This is a genomic window from Azospirillum sp. B506, assembly GCF_000333595.1.
Taxonomy (GTDB): domain Bacteria; phylum Pseudomonadota; class Alphaproteobacteria; order Azospirillales; family Azospirillaceae; genus Azospirillum.
The window spans coordinates 1-16479 of record NZ_BADK01000971.1; the positions used below are offsets into that span (position 1 = coordinate 1).

Consider the following 16479-nt stretch of genomic DNA (forward strand, 5'->3'; position numbering starts at 1 on the left):
GCTCGACCCGGAGAACCGGCGGAGTTGGCCGAGGCCCAGCGCTTCGTCGACAAGATGGTGGGCCGTGCGCTGGCGATGGGCGGCACCTGCACCGGCGAACACGGCATCGGCTATGGCAAGATGGCGTTCTTGGAGCAGGAAGCCGGCGAGGCGTTCACCGTCATGGGCGACCTGAAGCGGGCCTTCGATCCGGACAATCTGCTGAATCCGGGCAAGGTCGTGCGGGTGTAAGGGGGCTTTGGCCCCCTCCTTCCCTTCACCGGAACTTCGGCCGCCGTCCCGCCTTCAGCGCCTGCACCGCCTGGTCCAGCGTCTGGAGGAATTGCGACTTGTCGCGCTGGCTCATCGGGGCGTTGCCGCCGCTGACCACGCCCATGTCGCGCAAATCCTGCATCAATGCGCGGGTCGCCAGCGCCGAGCCGACGCTGTCCGGGGTGAAGGGGCGTCCGGTCGGGCCGATCACCACCGCGTTCCGCTTGACGCAGCGGTCGGCCAGCGGGATGTCTGCCGTCACCACAACGTCGGTCGGACCGGCGTGTTCGGCGATCCAGTTGTCGGCGGCATCGAAACCGTCGCTGACCACCACCAGCTCCGCCATGCACTCGGTCGGCAGGCGCAAGGGCGCGTTGGCGACCAGCCAGACCTTGCAGCCGGTGCGGCCGGCGACCTTGTAGATCTCGGCCTTGACCGGACAGGCGTCGGCATCGACGTAGATTTCGACCTTGGGGCTGACCAATCCTTTTCCTCCCGACATCGCCCGATCCCGGCCGGGCGGCTCAACAAGGTTTCATGAAAGCCCCTTATGCGCTAAAACCAGTCCCTAGCGACAGGGTGCCGTAGAACCGCAGGGATGGGGCGGCGCCAATTCTCACATTTTTTCGGAAGGTCGGAGCGGCGCATGGCGTCCTACCAGTATGTCTATGTCATGAAGGGCCTGACCAAGGTCTATCCTGGCGGCAAGAAGGTTCTCGACAACGTCTGGCTCTCGTTCCTGCCGGGTGTGAAGATCGGCGTGCTCGGCGTCAACGGCGCCGGTAAGTCGACCCTGATGAAGATCATGGCCGGTCTGGACAAGGACTATTCGGGCGAGGCCTGGGCGGCCGAGGGCGCCAAGGTCGGCTACCTGCCGCAGGAGCCGCAGCTGGACCCGACCAAGAATGTCCAGGAAAACGTCATGGAGGCGCTGAAGGAGACGAAGGCGCTGCTCGACCGCTTCAACGAAGTGTCGAACCTGATGGCCGACCCGGATGCCGATTTCGACGCGCTGCTGGCCGAACAGGGCGAGCTGCAGGAGAAGATCGACGCCGCCGACGCCTGGGACATCGACCGCACGGTCGAGATCGCCATGGACGCCCTGCGCTGCCCGCCGGGCGACTCCGATGTGAGCAAGCTGTCGGGCGGTGAGAAGCGCCGCATCGCGCTGTGCAAGCTGCTGCTGGAAAAGCCCGACCTGCTGCTGCTCGACGAGCCGACCAACCATCTCGACGCCGAATCGGTCGCCTGGCTCCAGAAGCATCTGGAGGACTACAAGGGCACCGTCGTGCTGGTCACCCACGACCGTTACTTCCTCGACAGCGTCACCGGCTGGATCCTCGAACTCGACCGCGGCGCCGGCATTCCGTGGGAGGGCAACTACTCCTCCTGGCTGGAGCAGAAGCAGAAGCGCCTGGAGCAGGAAGGCCGCCAGGAAGAGTCGCGCCAGAAGCAGCTGGCCACCGAACTGGAGTGGATTCGGCAGAGCCCGCGCGCCCGTCAGGCCAAGAGCAAGGCGCGCATCACCGCCTACGAGACCTTGCTGGCCGAAAGCGGCAAGGAACAGTCCGGCGAGACCCGGATCGTCATTCCGGTGCCGCCGCGTCTCGGCAACGTCGTCATCGAGGCGGAGAACATCGCCAAGGGCTTCGGCGACCGGCTGCTGATCGATGGGCTGTCCTTCCGCCTGCCGCCGGGCGGCATCGTCGGCGTCATCGGCCCGAACGGCGCCGGCAAGACCACGCTGTTCCGCATGATCACCGGGCAGGATGGGCCGGACGCCGGCACCTTCCGCGTCGGCGACACGGTGAAGCTCGGCTATGTCGACCAGAGCCGCGACAGCCTCGACGCCAAGAAGACGGTGTGGGAGGAGATCTCCGACGGGCTGGATCTGGTGGAGCTGGGCAAGAAGACCATGCCCAGCCGCGCCTATGTCTCCAGCTTCAACTTCCGCGGCCCCGACCAGCAGAAGAAGGTCGGCCAGCTGTCGGGCGGTGAGCGCAACCGCGTCCATCTTGCCAAGATGCTGAAGTCCGGCGCCAACGTCCTGCTGCTCGACGAACCGACCAACGACCTGGACGTCGATACGCTGCGGGCGCTGGAAGACGCGCTGCAGAGCTTCGCCGGCTGCGCCGTGGTCATCAGCCACGACCGCTGGTTCCTCGACCGCATCGCCACCCACATCCTGGCCTTCGAGGGCGACAGCCACGTCGAATGGTTCGAAGGCAACTTCCAGGATTACGAGGCCGACAAGAAGCGCCGCCTGGGCGCCGACGCCGACCAGCCGCACCGCATCAAGTACAAGCCGCTGGTGCGCAGCTGACGGCCGGAGGTTTTGCCTCCCGATTGCAGAAGGGCCGCCGGTCAGTCCGACCGGCGGCCCTTTTCTGTATCGAGTTCGCTCGGACCGGACTCAGTTGGCCCGCTTGACCGACAGCGGCGTTCCGACCTCTCCGGGATAGACGGCCAGCAGCCGGACCGGCTCGCTGCCCTCATTGATCCCCTCATGCCAGTCGGTGCGCTCCATATAAGCGTCGCCTTCCTTGTAGACGGTGCTCTCGCCGTTCTCGCCACGGATCGTCAGCTTACCGGCCAGGATATAGACGAACAGCGGAATCTGGTGGGTGTGGACGCCGGTCCGCACGCCCGGCGGGATTTCGGTGATGCGCGCGGTGATCTGCGGCGCTCCCTTCGGATAGACGACCGGCGTGCCGTTGGAGTTCGTCTCCGTCTGCAACAGCGGGATGGAGCGTGGAGCCGACGCGGCGGCAGGCTGGGGCGAAGCGGTCTGCGCCAGTGCCGGCAAGGGCAGTGCGGAAGACAGCAGGCACGAGCCGGTCAGGAGGCCGGCCAGAAGACCGGCGTGCAGAATGGCTGCGGGACGGCGGTGGGGGTGAGCGAGGGACCGTGACATGCTGGCAAAGCTCTCCGGTACGGGAAACTGGGGTGCGCCGGATGACGGCAACCCGTTTGCAATACACGATAGAGATGTGCCGAACGCCATGAACTGCGCATTTGGTCGCATCTTGACAAGAAAAAAACAACCAATACGCCTTCTCACCCCCCTCCATCGCCGGACTTGGACGGATCAGCGGGTGACGTCGTCCGGCCGGCCGGTGCGGCGGTCGCGCAGGGCTTCGTCCCGCGTGTCCTCGATCTCGACCTCGGTGCGGCGGACGGTGTCGCGGACGCTCTGGGCGCGTTCCTCGACATCCTTGCGGACCACGACCGTCTCGCGGACATGGGCGGTCTTGCTGACCACAGCTTCCTCGTCGGTCTCCGTCACCTCGATGGTGCGCTCGCGGAAGGCGTCGGCCGGAACATCGGTGCTGCCCCCCGGACCGCCTGAGGCCAGACCGCCAGGGAGGCGCTCGACGGTGACCGTCTCGTCGCGCAGGCGAACCTGTTCCTCGACCGGCGTCTCGACGACATAGCTGCGGACGCGGACACCGCCGCGCTCGACGCTGCGCTTGCCGACGGTGACCTGTTCCTCGACGAGCGGGATCTGCTCTTCCCGTTCGGCAGAGCCGGTGCGGGTGCTGTCGGCGTTGACGTCGCGCATGGCGGCGGCGGCACCGGTCAGGCCTGCTCCGGCGCCCGTGCCCGCCGTCGTGCTGGACGTGGTGTCGATGGGGGGGCGGCCCGGCGAGTAGCGCACACGCTCCTCCTCCTCCGCCGACCGATCGTCGTAATAGTCGGCGGTCTCGTCATAGCCGGCCCAGCCGGCTTCGCGATAGGCGCTGCCGCGTTCCTCGACATCCACCACATTGCCGCGCTCCAGCACGTCCATGGCGCGGTCGACATCCTCCTCGTCCAGCAGAACCTTCAACAGCGAGCCGCCGCGCCGCACGCCTTCGGCATAGACCTGCGCATCCTGGTTCGGGATACCCCAGCCCGCCAGCCGGGTCAGCATGCCGCCGGAGCCGGTGCCGGTCGTTGTGCCGCCTAGCCCGGTGCCCAGCCCCGCCTCGCTTCCCGTCACCAGGTTCGGCGAGTCGACAGAGCCGGTGGTCAGGTCGGTACGGGCCATGCCGCTCGCCACCCCCAGCGAGGCGTCGCCGGTTGTGGTGCCCAAGGTGGTCGCACCGCCGGTCCAACCGCTGCCGGACAGGTCGCTGTGCGACAGGATCTCGATGGCGCTGGAGTCGAAGCCGACGGCCTGCAACTCGCGGGAGGCGGTTTCGGCGTCGGACCGGTGATCGTAGAGAGCCACGATGGTCTTGGTCATCGGCTTTACTCCTCGGACGGATTTTGAAGGGGGGATTGCATGGCTGCGGGGGAGGGCGGTGCCGTCACACGCTCCACCACCGCCTGTTCGGACCGCAGGGTCACGGGCTGTTCGACTTCGACGGTCCGCCGGCTCTTGCGGATGTGCAGTTCTTCGCGGAGCACCAGGCGGCGCTCCACCACCAGCATCTCCTCCACCAGCGGGATAACCGTGACGTCTCCCTCCTGGCGGATGCCGGGATGGACGTCGATCTCGCGGTCGATGGGGACGCGGGTGACGGTCACCTCTTCATGTTCCAGCGCCTGGCGGACCATCTCCTCGCGTTCTGACACGCGGGTGGTGACGCGGACGCGGCTTCGTTCCACCCGCTGCCTGCCGACGGTCAGCGACTCGTCGTGCAGGGGAATGACCGCATCGCCCCGGCCGGTGTCCTGGGTGGGCGGCGGTTCGGTGTCGGCCGTCATGGCGGCGGGCGCCGCGGTCAGCGGAACAGGAGATAGAGGACGATCGCGACCACGATCAGGCCGAGGATGATCCACATCCTGTTCATGCCGGAACTGCCGGCCCCGCCCTCGGAGCCGTCATACACTCCAACCTTCCTGGGCTTCTGCTCGTCTGCCATGGGAGCCTCCATTCGGGAGTTGACCGGCGGGTTGTGCTCCCATCCGGTATGCATCTCTCAAACAGAGGATGACCCGGATCGTTCCGGTCAGTCGTTTCGGAGAATCAACGATCCCATGGACTCGAACGGTCCCAGGCGGAGAAGGACTGGCCTCCCGGCGTCAGCCCGCCATTTTCTGGTGTTCCAGGAAGGCGGTCTTCAGCAGTGCCTTCAGGTCGTCGCCATACTGGTGGAAGCGCACGGACAGCTGGCCGCGCTCGTCGTCGCGGTGCAGGACGACGAAATTGGCGACGGCGGCCACCTCTTGCCGGTCGGCCAGAACGACGCGGGCCTGGAAGGTCTGGCCGCGCTGATAGGGCTGGTTGACCGCCAGCAGGCACAGGCCGCCGACCGACCAGTTGCGGGCGGGGAAGCTGCCATGGTCGGTGTGGACGACCATGCCGGGGCGGACGAAACGCTTCTGCCGCCGCCGCTCTTCCGGCGGCGGGGGCGGGAAGGGGCTGGAGGCGCTGGGGATGTCGATGCCGGACCCGTCGGTCAGCGCCTGCGTGAACACCGCCCCGCGCACCACCGCCGGTCCCATGGTGGAGTCGCGCAGGTCGGCGTCGGAGAAGTCGGCACCCTCGAAATTGGCAGGCCAGTCGCGGCCGCCGGCCAGCGGCACCGGGCGGGCATCGACCCCGTTCATCAGCGTGTGCGCCAGATAGGCGCGGCGCAGGGTGGCTCCGCGCAGCACGGCGTCGCGCAGGTCGGCCTCATCCAGGTCGATGTAGGACAGCTCCGCCATCTCCAGGCTGGCCTTGGTCAGCCGGGCGCCGGGCAGGCGGCAGCGCCGCAGCCGGGCTGCCGCCAGCGTCCGGCCATGCAGGTCGGCCCCCGCCACCGATACAAGGTCGAGGTCGAGCCGCGCCCCCTCCGCGCCGCCGCTGTCGACCCAGCGCTCGTGCCGATCCACCAGCTCCATGAACTCGGCGACCGGCATCGCCGTATAGGCGGGCCGGACGATGGCATCGGGGGGGAGGGCGAAGGGGATGAAGGTCCGCGTCAGGGTGGCGTGGTCCATCACCGTGTTGCCGAACACCGCGCCGTCCAGGTTGGCGCCGCAGAAATCGGTGCCCATCAGCACCGCCGAGGTCAGCTCCGCCCCCGACAGGTCGGCATCGTTCAGGTCGGCGCCGGTCAGGTCGCAGCCGGCGAAATTGGCGCCGGCCAGGATCGACCGCTCCATCTTCGCTTCGGTCAGCCGGGTGACCCCTGTGCCGCGCGTCGCCTTCTGGCCGCCATCCTGGCCGCCGCTGCTGTCGACCAGTTCGCCCGCGCGGAAATCGGCGCCGCGCAGGTTGGCATCGGTCAGCAGCGCCCGGTGCAGGTTGGCGCCGCGCAGGTCGGCACCGGTCAGGATGGCGCCGGACAGGTTCACCGCTTCCATGTCGGCGCCGAACAGGTCGGCCTGCGACAGGTCGGCCTTCACCATGCGGGTGTTGCTGAGATTGGCGCCGGCCAGCTTGGCCCCGGCCAGGGACACGCGCTCCAGATTCAGCCGCGACAGATCGCGGAAGCTCAGGTCGGCCCGCCGGCCGCTGGACGGCCGCTTCAGCCACGCCTGATGCGCCTGGATGATCGTCCGGAGTTCGTCGATCTCTTTCGGATCGCGTTCGGCCATGGCGTCGGGTTCCCGGATCCAACCGTATGACGAAAGACAGCAGCGTTGCCGCAACGATAGCCCGTTCGCGCAGGCGCGTCACGGGTTCTGAATGGTTCGGACCCAAAGCATGCCGGCGCCGTTCTGCTGCCAGAATCCTCTGCACCGGATCGGGTGACGAATGACCGACACTGCCGCAACCCACCGTTCGCTGGATACGCTTAACTTCTTCCTGGCCGATGTGCGAGATGGGCTCGGCCCCTATCTGGCGATCTATCTGCTGACCGTCCAACACTGGAACGAGGCCGACATCGGGCTGGTGATGACGCTGGCCGGGCTGGCGGGGATCGCCGCACAGGTGCCGGCCGGCGCGCTGGTCGACGGCACCCGGTACAAGCGCGCGGTCATCATCGTCGCGGCGCTGCTGGTGACGGTGGGATCGCTGACCTTGCCCTGGCTGCATAGCTTCGCCATCGTCGCCGTCCTGCAATCGGTCGTCGGTGCCGCTGGAGCGGTCTTCCCTCCGGCCATCGCGGCGGTCACGCTGGGGCTTCTGGGGCCACGGGCCTTCGTCCGCCGGGTCGGGCGCAACGAGTCCTTCAACCATGCCGGCAACGCGGTGGCGGCCACTCTGGCCGGGATCGCGGCCTATGCCTTCGGACCCGTCGCGGTCTTCTGGCTGATGACGGCGATGGCGCTGTGCAGCATCGCGGCGACGGCTACGATTCGGCCCGATGCCATCGACCACGCCGTCGCCCGCGGGCTGCACGGAACCGCCTCCGACAGTCACGGGGGCAGGCCGTCGGGGGGCAGGCCGTCGGGCTTCCATACGATTCTCCGGTGCCGTCCGCTGCTGATCTTCGGCGGCTGTGCCGCCCTGTTCCATTTCGCCAACGCCGCCATGCTGCCGCTGGTCGGGCAGGTGATGGCGATGCGTGACCCGGCGCTCGGCACCAGCCTGATGTCCTTCTGCATTGTCGCCGCCCAGCTGGTCATGGTGCCGATGGCGATGCTGGTGGGGGCCAGGGCGGACCGCTGGGGGCGCAAACCGTTGCTGCTCGCCGCCTTCCTGGTGCTGCCCGTACGCGGCGTCCTCTATACCCTGTCCGATTCGTCGGTCTGGCTGGTGGCGGTCCAGCTGCTCGACGGGGTTGGGGCCGGACTGTTCGGCGCGCTGTTCCCACTGGTGGTCGCCGACCTGACCGAAGGGACCGGCCGGTTCAATGTCAGCCAGGGTGCCATCGCCACGCTTCAGGGCATCGGCGCCGCACTCAGCACGGGTGTGGCAGGGCAGGTGGTCGTCCATGCCGGCTATGACGCCGCCTTCCTGACGCTGGCCGCTGCCGCCGGTGTAGCCCTGCTGCTGGCCGCGCTGCTGCTGCCGGAAACCCGGTCGGCAACGACATCGGACAGGGCTCCGGGCATGGCATCGGACAAGGCCGGGACAGGGGTGGTGCCGGCGGTCGGTAACGCCGAGTGACCGCAGCGCGGACAGCAAAAAGCCCGGCTCCAGGAGGGGCCGGGCTTTTTGCTGGAGAAAGCGGGAACGGGGTCAGCCGGTGCGGCCGACCTTCTGGCGCAGCGCCTGGATCAGGCCGTCGACCCGACCGTTGTTCTGTTCGATGACGGAGGCGAATTCCTGCCGCTGGGTCACGCCCATGCTGACATTCTCCACCACCACGTCGATGATCTTGTAGTCGGCGGCACCCTTGCGGACACGCCAGCTGACATTCACCGGCGGGCCGTTGGGACGGACGATCTGGGTCGTCACCATGCTGTCCGCTTCACCGGCCGGGGTCACGCCGGTGATCTTGAAGGTTTCGCCCGAATACTCGACGAAACGCTCGGCATAGGTGTTGACGATCAGCTGCTCGAACAGCTTCTGGTATTCGGCCCGCTGTGCCTCGTTGGCGCTGTTCCAGTAGCGGCCCAGCACCCAGCGCCCGATATACGGCACGTCGAAGCCGGCATACAGAAGGGTGCGGAAGCGCTGGATCGCCTGATCGCGCGACAGGCTCTTGTCCGAGAAGGTTGCGATGGCGTCGTTCCCCAGCTTCTGGATGAACGCGCTTGCCCCCTGGTCCGCGCTCTGCGCGGCGGCGGGAGAGATGAAGGTGTGCCCGGCCCAACCGCTCACCGCGAGCAGGGCAACGGACGCGACGAAATGGCGGCGTGTCAGCATGGTGTGCCGAAAGGTGGATGTTGCTGCGGCTTTGTCAACGGTGATCTCGCTGTTGGTGGAAGGCCGCCTCGGTTGCCGGTGGGCCGGTGACGAGGTTTGGGCCTTCCTCCGTCATTCCGCGCGCCGCGCCGTCGAAAGCGCGCCACGCGGAAGACCGATGCCGATCAGGGCTTCGGCGTGCTCGCCGGCGGCGCGCCAGCGGAGTTGCCAGCGGAATTGTTGGTGAAGTCCGGGAATTCCGGCTGCGCACCCTGGTTGTTGGCGATCGCCGCCTCGCGCTGCTGATGGTACAGGCTGCGCACGGTGGCGTAGAAGTCCAGGGAGTTGCGGCGCAGGTCGTCCACCGACTTCAGCACCTCGGAGCGCCGGTCGACGGCGCTGACCCCGGCGCGGGTGTACATCAGGCCCTGGCCGTTGTGGGCATAGGCCCAGATGCGGACCGGATCGCCGACGGTGTCGACGCCGTAACCGGCGGCGTCGCGCAGGTTCGACGGACCCAGCAGCGGCAGGACCAGGTACGGGCCTTCGCCCACGCCCCAAACCGCCAGCGTCTGGCCGAAATCCTCCTGCGCATTCGGGATGCCGGCCTGCGAGGCGACATCGGCGATGCCGCCGGCGCCGAGGATGGTGTTGGTCAGGAACCGGCCGGTGGCGTTGGTCGCCCCATCGACATTGCCCTGGAGCAGGTTGTTGGCGATGTAGAGCGGCGCCATCAGGTTGTCGATGAAGTTGTGGATGACGTCGCGCACCGGATCGGGCAACACGGCGACATACACTTCCGCCGCCGGACGCAGCGCCACCGTGTCGACGGCGTCGTTCACCGCGAACACGACGCGGTTGGCGCCTTCGAGGGGGTCGTTGACCTGATAGGCTGCATCCTTCGCGCCCGAGTCGCCCGGATTGGTCGCGCAGGCCGTGGCCGTCAGGGCGAGGGCCACCACGGTGGCCGAACGGAGGAGGGAGCGGGAAAGGCGGGCCAGCTTCATGTGCGACGGCTCTTTATCTGTGGGCTCGACTCGGTGAGGGTCGCCGCATGTCCTGTCCACAACCGAAGACTCCGGTGATCGAAGTCCTCAACCTTGGCAAGGTGGCTACGCGGTCGGGAGGAAGATTGGGCGAGATATCGCAGAATTTCCACCGTTTCCTGACCTAACACAGGCTTGGCCTTTTGACCAGCATGCGCCTGCATGGCGTCGGCGAGGCTCCGGCGATTGTGATGACTTTGCCGCAATGCGGCCGGAACGTTTGTGCGCGGCCGCTTTCCGCCGCGGACCGGAGCCATCGGACCGCGCTGGCGCGCTGCGTCGGGCGGCATCGACCGCTCGGCTCGTGAAAAGCGGTTTACGATGCATAAAGATATCTTTATATCTGTATCCGGATCGGCCGGGCATGGTGCTGCGGCCGGGCATGGTGCTGCGGCCGGGCATCTCCTTTCCAGGCTCCTTCCCTGGCCCGAATCGGACGTGAGGCGATGGACGATCTGCTTGCGACGTTGAAGGCGGCGGCCGAAACGACGCGGCTCAGGCTGCTCGCGCTGTGCGCGCACGGCGAGCTGACGGTGACGGAGCTGACCCAGATCCTGGGGCAGAGCCAGCCGCGCGTCTCGCGCCACCTGAAGCTTCTGTGTGACGCCGGCCTGCTCGACCGCTTCCGCGAGGGTACCTTCGCCTTCTACCGCCTTGCCGAAAAGGGGCAGTCGGCCGAGCTGGCGCGCGTCCTGGTCGACGCCATCCCCGCGGATGACGCCACCCTCATCCTCGATCTGGAGCGGCTGGACGCCATCAAGCGCTCCCGGTCCGAAACCGCCGCCGCCTATTTCCGCGAGAATGCCGCGCGCTGGCACGAAATCCGCTCCCTTCACGTTGCGGAAGGCGAGGTCGAGGCCGCTCTGCTGCGCCTGTTCCCGAAAGGGGAGGTGGAGGAGCTGCTGGATATCGGCACCGGCACCGGACGGATGCTGGAGGTGCTGGCCGGGCGCGTCCACCGCGCGATCGGGGTAGACCAGTCGCGCGAGATGCTGGCCGTCGCCCGCAACCGGCTGGAGGAGGCGGGCTTGCGCCACTGCCATGTCCGTCAGGCCGACATGTACCAGTTGCCGTTCCCATCAGGCTCCTTTGACGCTGCGGTGATCCATCAGGTCCTGCACTACACCGAGTCTCCCTCCGGTGTCCTGGCCGAGGCGGCGCGGGTCCTGCGCCCCGGCGGGCTGCTGCTGGTCGTCGATTTCGCCCCCCACCATCTCGAAGCCCTGCGCGAGGAGCATGCGCACCGCCGCCTGGGCTTCTCGGATGCCGAGGTCGCCGGCTGGTGCCGCCAGTCGGGCCTGGACTGCGGCCCGGTGGTGCATCTGCCGGGCGACCCGCTCACCGTTTCGATCTGGCCGGCCACCCGTCCGGCCGGTCTCCACGCCCAATCCCAAAAGCCAGCCCACTCGCTCAGCGGAGTCCCGTCATGACCGCGCCCACCTCTGCGCTGCCCGCCATCAGCTTCGAGTTCTTCCCGCCCAAGTCGGAGAAGATGGAGCAGAGCCTGTGGCAGTCGATCCGGCGGCTGGCTCCGCTGTCGCCCAGCTTCGTGTCGGTGACCTATGGGGCGGGCGGCTCGACCCGTGAGCGCACCCACGCCACCGTCTGCCGCATCCAGGCGGAGACCGGCATTCCGGCCGCCGCCCATTTCACCTGCGTCGGCGCCACCCGCGACGAGATCGACGCCATCGCCCGCACCTATTGGGACGCCGGCATCCGCCATCTGGTGGCGCTGCGCGGCGACCCGCCCGAGACGGCGGGCGGGGTCGGCGGCAAGTATGAGCCGTTCCCCGGCGGCTACGCCTATGCCGCCGATCTGGTGGCCGGGATGAAGCGCATCGCCGATTTCGAGATCTCGGTGGCGGCCTATCCGGAGGCCCATCCGGAGGCGCCGAGCGCCCAGTTCGACCTCGACAACCTGAAGCGCAAGGTCGATGCCGGCGCCACCCGCGCGATCACCCAGTTCTTCTTCGACAACGACGCCTATTACCGCTTCCTCGACCGCTGTGCCGCCGCCGGCATCCATGTGCCGATCGTTCCCGGCATCCTGCCGATCACCAACTTCGCCCGCGCGGTGGAGTTCGCCGGCCGGTGCGGCGCCTCGATGCCGGCGAAGCTGGCCGAGACCTTCGAGGGGCTGGACGACGACCCGGAAACCCGCCAGCTCGTCGCCGCGACGGTGGCGGCCGAGCAGTGCCAGGCCCTGCAGGCACAGGGCGTGAACGACTTCCACTTCTACACGCTGAACCGGTCGGACCTGACCATCGCCATCTGCCGCATGCTGGGCGTGAAGGCGAAGGCCGCGCCGGCCGCCGCGGCGGTGGCGGGGTAGGGGTGGCGGACGCCGCCCTGTGCTATGCTGGGACGGCGAATTGTCGCGGGAGGGCGATGACATGGACAGCCGGATCGGATACGACACGGACTTCTACGCCTGGACCCAGGAACAGGCGCGGCTGCTGCGCGAAGCGGCGACCGAACGCTCCAACTCGCCCATCGATTGGGAGCACATCGCCGAGGAACTCGACATCATGGGCGGGCAGGTCAAGGACGCGATCCGCAGCCATCTGGCCACGGTGATCGAGCATCTTCTGAAACTCGAACACTCGCCCGATCCCTACCCGCGCCGGAAATGGCGGATCTCCGTGACCAAGGCCCGCCGTCATCTTCAGGACAAGCTGGAGGAGCATCCGAGCCTGCAGCGCTGGCCTGCCGAGATCCTGGGAAAGGCGTGGCTGGACGGTCGCGACGACGCCTGCCAGGACGACAGCATCGCCATCGACGCCCTGCCGAAGGTTTGCCCCTATGCCCTGGAGGATCTGCGCGATCCCGACTGGTGGCCGGTGAACCGCCACGGGCTGGAGGACTGACGCCATGGACAGCCGGATCGGATACGACACGGACTTCTATGCTTGGGCTTTGGAGCAGGGACGGCTGCTGCGCGAGGCGTCAAAGCAGCCCACTTCTACTCCCGTTGACTGGGAAAATGTAGCCGAGGAGATTGAGAGCATTGGGCGGCGCGAGCGCCGAGACCTGCAAGACGGTATTCGGCAGGTCATGATCGGACTGCTGCGCTTCCAATTTACTCAAAATGCCACGTCAGAGGTCGAGCTGCGTTTGGCGATCATGCGCACCCGCTTTGACATCAAGACATTGCTTGAGGATAGCCCAAGCCTTCACAGTTGCATCGATCTCTCGGATCTTTACGGCAGAGCACGTTTGGTAGCTATCACTGATTTTCTAGATGAAGCAATTCTTCAGGGAAGCGTGCCGGCAGACTGCCCCTACAGTCTCAAGCAAATTCTGGCGGTAGATTGGTGGCCTACGAATGTTTTCGGGAAAAGGGCCGTATGATGGCGGGAGATATGTTTGCATCTCTTGTCGGAGCTTTGGTGTCCGACGCAGCAGCAAAAGAAAATTTAGCTTTGGCTAGCGTGTTTGGTGCCAGCTTTTCGGGAGCTATTCAGGCGCTTCGTAGGAAGCGTCTTGAAGAAGCTCGGGATATTCTTATTGAAGATGTCAAAATCGGCAACAAAGATCTAAATGATGCAGCGCAAATTGAAGACGTTATAGCTTGTATGCTGAGATATGGCCGAGCGGCGCAAGAGGGAGCGGCGCGTCTTAATCTCCGTCTTTTGGCGCTGACCATCAACGGTATGTACTCACGTTCTAGGCTTATATCAGACGAATTTATGTATTTCTCCGATACGCTTTCTTCTCTCCGCAGGGAAGAAGCCATCATTCTTGGTGTGTTCCAACGTCATGTTTTCAAGTTGCAGGATCCAGCCAATAGGCGAGAAGAAGGGTTTGAGATTCAGAAGGAAGTTATCGGCGAGATCGTTCCGGCGTATATCGGAACAGTTGAGGAATTTTACGCATATTGTGGATCTATTCTGAGGACTGGGTTTCTTGAATTAGTTAATGGATTTGGTGGTTCATTCTACATCACGACACCTATCCTCGATAGGCTCAGTAAATACGCATCTATCGAATCAGCTCTTAGCCGCGAAGCGGCAAAGAAAGAAACGGAACTCTAGGCAATGCCCCACATCCTCGACACCCTGCGTGACCGTGTTCTGCTTTGCGACGGCGGGTTCGGCAGCCGCATCCAGGCGCTCGACCTCGACGTCGAGAAGGATTACTGGGGGCACGAGAACTGCACCGACATCCTGCCGCTGTCGCGCCCGGACATCGTCCGCGACATCCATCGCGGCTATTTCGAGGCCGGCGCCGACATGGTGGAGACCGACACCTTCGGCGCCTCGCCGGTGACGTTGGGCGAGTTCGGCATTTCCGAGAAGGCCTTCGAGATCAACCAGCGCGCGGTCGAGCTGGCGCGCGAAGCGGCGGAAAGCTTCAAGGACGGCCAGCCGCGCTTCGTCATCGGCTCCATCGGGCCGGGCACCAAGCTGCCCAGCCTGGGACACATCGCCTATCAACCGGCGGAGGACAGCTTCTACGTCCAGGCCGCCGGCCTGATCGCCGGCGGGGCCGACGCGATCCTGGTCGAGACCTGCCAGGATCCCCTGCAGATCAAGGCCGCCGTCAACGGCATCAAGCGCGCGCGGGCTGAGGCGAAGTCCGACACCCCCGTCTTCGTCCAGGTGACGGTCGAGACCACCGGCACGCTGCTGGTCGGCACCGACATCGCCGCCGCCGCCACCGTCATCCAGGCGCTCGACGTGCCGCTGATGGGCCTCAACTGCGCCACCGGCCCGCTGGAGATGAGCGAGCATGTGCGCTGGCTCTCGCAGAACTGGCCGGGCCTGATCTCGGTCCAGCCCAATGCCGGCCTGCCCGAACTGGTGGACGGCAAGACGCACTACCCGTTGCGCGCCGACGACTTCGCCCATTGGCTGGAACGCTTCGCCAGCGAGGACGGCGTCAATCTGGTCGGCGGCTGCTGCGGCACCAACGTCCCGCACATCGCGGCGGCGAACCAGATGCTGCGCAAGCTGGCTCCGGCCGGCTCGCACCGCCCGGCGCCGAAGGGCCGCACCGTCCATTGGGTGCCGGCGGTGGCCTCGCTCTACTCCCAGGTCACGCTGCGCCAGGAGAACGCCTTCTTCGCCATCGGCGAGCGCTGCAACGCCAACGGTTCCAAGAAGTGGCGCGAGCTGCAGGAGCGGAACGACTGGGACGGCTGCGTCGAGATGGCGCGCGAGCAGGTCAAGGAAGGCAGCCACTCGCTGGACGTCTGCACCGCCTTCGTCGGCCGTGACGAGGTGGCGGAGATGAATGCGGTGATCTCCCGCTTCTCCGGCTCCGTCACCGCCCCGCTGGTGATCGATTCGACCGAGTACAAGGTGCTGGAGCAGGCGCTGGCGCTCTATGGCGGCAAGGCGATCCTCAACTCGATCAACTTCGAGGATGGCGAGGAACCGGCAAGGCAGCGTCTGGCGCTTGCCAAGAAGTTCGGCGCCGCCGTCATCGCCCTGACCATCGATGAAGAGGGCATGGCGAAGACGCCGGATCGCAAGCTGGCCATCGCCAAGCGGCTCTATGATCTGGCGGTGAACGAGTACGGCCTTGCCCCGTCCGACCTGCTGTTCGACCCGCTCACCTTCACCATCGCCACCGGCAACGAGGACGACCGCAAGCTCGCCATCTGGACGCTGGAAGGCATCGAGGCGATCGCCCGCGAGATGCCCGGCTGCCAGATCATCCTGGGCCTGTCCAACGTCTCCTTCGGCCTGAATGCCGCGGCACGCCATGTGCTGAACTCGGTCTTCCTCGACCATGCGGTGAAGAAGGGGATGACGGGCGCCATCGTCCATGTCTCCAAGATCCTGCCCTTGCACCAGATCCCCGAGAAGGAGGTCAAGACCGCCGAGGATCTGATCTTCGACCGCCGTGCCGAAGGGTATGACCCGCTCCAGGCCTTCATCGCCCTGTTCGAGGGGCGCAAGGCGGCCGACGCCAAGAAGAAGGCCCGCGCCGAGACGGTCGAGGACCGGCTGAAGGAACGCATCGTCGATGGCGACCGCACCGGGCTTGAGGACGACCTTGCCGAAGCGATGAAGAGCCATCCGCCGCTGGAGATCATCAACACCTACCTGCTCGACGGCATGAAGGTGGTGGGCGAGTTGTTCGGCGCCGGCAAGATGCAGCTTCCCTTCGTGCTGCAGTCGGCGGAGACGATGAAGGCCGCCGTGGCGTGGCTTGAGCCGCACATGGAGAAGATCGAAGGCCAGCAGAAGGGCACGCTGGTCCTCGCCACCGTAAAGGGCGACGTCCACGACATCGGCAAGAACCTTGTCGACATCATCCTGACCAACAACGGCTACAAGGTGGTCAATCTCGGCATCAAGCAGCCGGTCACCGCCATCATCCAGGCCGCCAAGGAACACAAGGCCGATGCCGTCGGCATGTCCGGCCTGTTGGTGAAATCCACCGTGGTGATGCGCGAGAATCTGGAGGAGATGACCCGCGAGGGGCTGGAGGTCCCGGTGCTGCTCGGCGGTGCGGCGCTGACCCGCGCCTATGTCGAGGGCGACTGCGTGGCCTCTTACGGCTCCGGGCGCGTCGCCT

At 66.3% G+C, this 16479-nt stretch carries 17 protein-coding genes; 9 read left to right on the plus strand and 8 right to left on the minus strand.

The window, feature by feature from the left end; genetic code table 11:
• Window positions 1–231: FAD-linked oxidase C-terminal domain-containing protein (locus tag I71_RS30005; protein WP_280109930.1), on the plus strand; the 231-nt coding region annotated here is incomplete at its 5' end.
• Between the two features lie 25 nt (window positions 232–256).
• Here the strand turns inward: I71_RS30005 and I71_RS30010 are convergent.
• Entirely contained in the window at window positions 257–754 is a 498-nt protein-coding gene (locus tag I71_RS30010) for a YaiI/YqxD family protein (RefSeq protein ID WP_042703009.1), read from the minus strand.
• A 144-nt stretch (window positions 755–898) separates the two neighbouring features.
• Between I71_RS30010 and ettA the strand changes: the two genes are divergently transcribed.
• Window positions 899–2575 carry an energy-dependent translational throttle protein EttA gene (gene ettA / locus I71_RS30015; RefSeq protein ID WP_042703011.1) on the plus strand — a complete coding sequence of 559 codons (1677 nt, stop codon included), beginning with the start codon at window positions 899–901 and terminating at the stop codon, window positions 2573–2575.
• Window positions 2576–2665: 90 nt separating this feature from the next.
• Here the strand turns inward: ettA and I71_RS30020 are convergent, their stop codons facing one another.
• From I71_RS30020 to I71_RS30035, 5 genes are all read right to left on the minus strand, one after another.
• Window positions 2666–3166 (minus strand): cupin domain-containing protein, encoded by a 501-nt coding sequence (locus tag I71_RS30020; RefSeq protein WP_049976404.1) that lies wholly within the window; start codon window positions 3164–3166, stop codon window positions 2666–2668.
• A 174-nt stretch (window positions 3167–3340) separates the two neighbouring features.
• On the minus strand, window positions 3341–4480 hold the full coding sequence (locus tag I71_RS30025) for a YsnF/AvaK domain-containing protein (protein WP_049976405.1): 1140 nt from the start codon (window positions 4478–4480) through the stop codon (window positions 3341–3343).
• A 5-nt stretch (window positions 4481–4485) separates the two neighbouring features.
• Window positions 4486–4944 carry a YsnF/AvaK domain-containing protein gene (locus tag I71_RS30030; RefSeq protein WP_042703014.1) on the minus strand — a complete coding sequence of 153 codons (459 nt, stop codon included), beginning with the start codon at window positions 4942–4944 and terminating at the stop codon, window positions 4486–4488.
• Between the two features lie 17 nt (window positions 4945–4961).
• Window positions 4962–5102, minus strand: a complete 141-nt coding sequence (locus I71_RS38590; RefSeq protein ID WP_159107454.1) for a hypothetical protein — start codon at window positions 5100–5102, stop codon at window positions 4962–4964.
• Between the two features lie 160 nt (window positions 5103–5262).
• Window positions 5263–6765 carry a pentapeptide repeat-containing protein gene (locus tag I71_RS30035; RefSeq protein ID WP_042703016.1) on the minus strand — a complete coding sequence of 501 codons (1503 nt, stop codon included), beginning with the start codon at window positions 6763–6765 and terminating at the stop codon, window positions 5263–5265.
• Window positions 6766–6925: 160 nt separating this feature from the next.
• On the opposite strand from I71_RS30035, the gene I71_RS30040 reads away from it, so the two are divergent.
• Window positions 6926–8224, plus strand: a complete 1299-nt coding sequence (locus tag I71_RS30040) for an MFS transporter (RefSeq protein WP_042703018.1) — start codon at window positions 6926–6928, stop codon at window positions 8222–8224.
• A 72-nt stretch (window positions 8225–8296) separates the two neighbouring features.
• Here I71_RS30040 and I71_RS30045 read toward each other — a convergent pair whose 3' ends face one another.
• Window positions 8297–8926, minus strand: coding sequence for a phospholipid-binding protein MlaC (locus I71_RS30045; protein ID WP_042703020.1), 630 nt, complete (start codon window positions 8924–8926; stop codon window positions 8297–8299).
• 164 nt (window positions 8927–9090) lie between these two features.
• Window positions 9091–9912 carry a VacJ family lipoprotein gene (locus I71_RS30050; protein ID WP_042703022.1) on the minus strand — a complete coding sequence of 274 codons (822 nt, stop codon included), beginning with the start codon at window positions 9910–9912 and terminating at the stop codon, window positions 9091–9093.
• Between the two features lie 485 nt (window positions 9913–10397).
• Here I71_RS30050 and I71_RS30055 point away from each other — a divergent pair, with 485 nt between their 5' ends.
• The 6 genes from I71_RS30055 to I71_RS30075 all read left to right on the plus strand — a co-directional run.
• Entirely contained in the window at window positions 10398–11381 is a 984-nt protein-coding gene (locus tag I71_RS30055) for a metalloregulator ArsR/SmtB family transcription factor (RefSeq protein WP_042703024.1), read from the plus strand.
• Window positions 11378–12283, plus strand: a complete 906-nt coding sequence (metF, locus tag I71_RS30060) for a methylenetetrahydrofolate reductase [NAD(P)H] (protein ID WP_042703025.1) — start codon at window positions 11378–11380, stop codon at window positions 12281–12283. The genes I71_RS30055 and metF overlap by 4 nt, the downstream gene beginning before the upstream one ends.
• A gap of 61 nt (window positions 12284–12344) precedes the next feature.
• On the plus strand, window positions 12345–12818 hold the full coding sequence (locus tag I71_RS30065; RefSeq protein ID WP_042703028.1) for a DUF29 domain-containing protein: 474 nt from the start codon (window positions 12345–12347) through the stop codon (window positions 12816–12818).
• Between the two features lie 4 nt (window positions 12819–12822).
• Window positions 12823–13302, plus strand: coding sequence for a DUF29 domain-containing protein (locus I71_RS30070; RefSeq protein WP_042703030.1), 480 nt, complete (start codon window positions 12823–12825; stop codon window positions 13300–13302).
• On the plus strand, window positions 13299–13985 hold the full coding sequence (locus I71_RS37885) for a hypothetical protein (protein ID WP_148294402.1): 687 nt from the start codon (window positions 13299–13301) through the stop codon (window positions 13983–13985). Before I71_RS30070 ends, I71_RS37885 begins: the two co-directional genes overlap by 4 nt.
• A 3-nt stretch (window positions 13986–13988) precedes the next feature.
• Window positions 13989–16479 (plus strand): homocysteine S-methyltransferase family protein (locus I71_RS30075; protein WP_042703031.1); only part of this gene is annotated, 2491 nt, incomplete at its 3' end.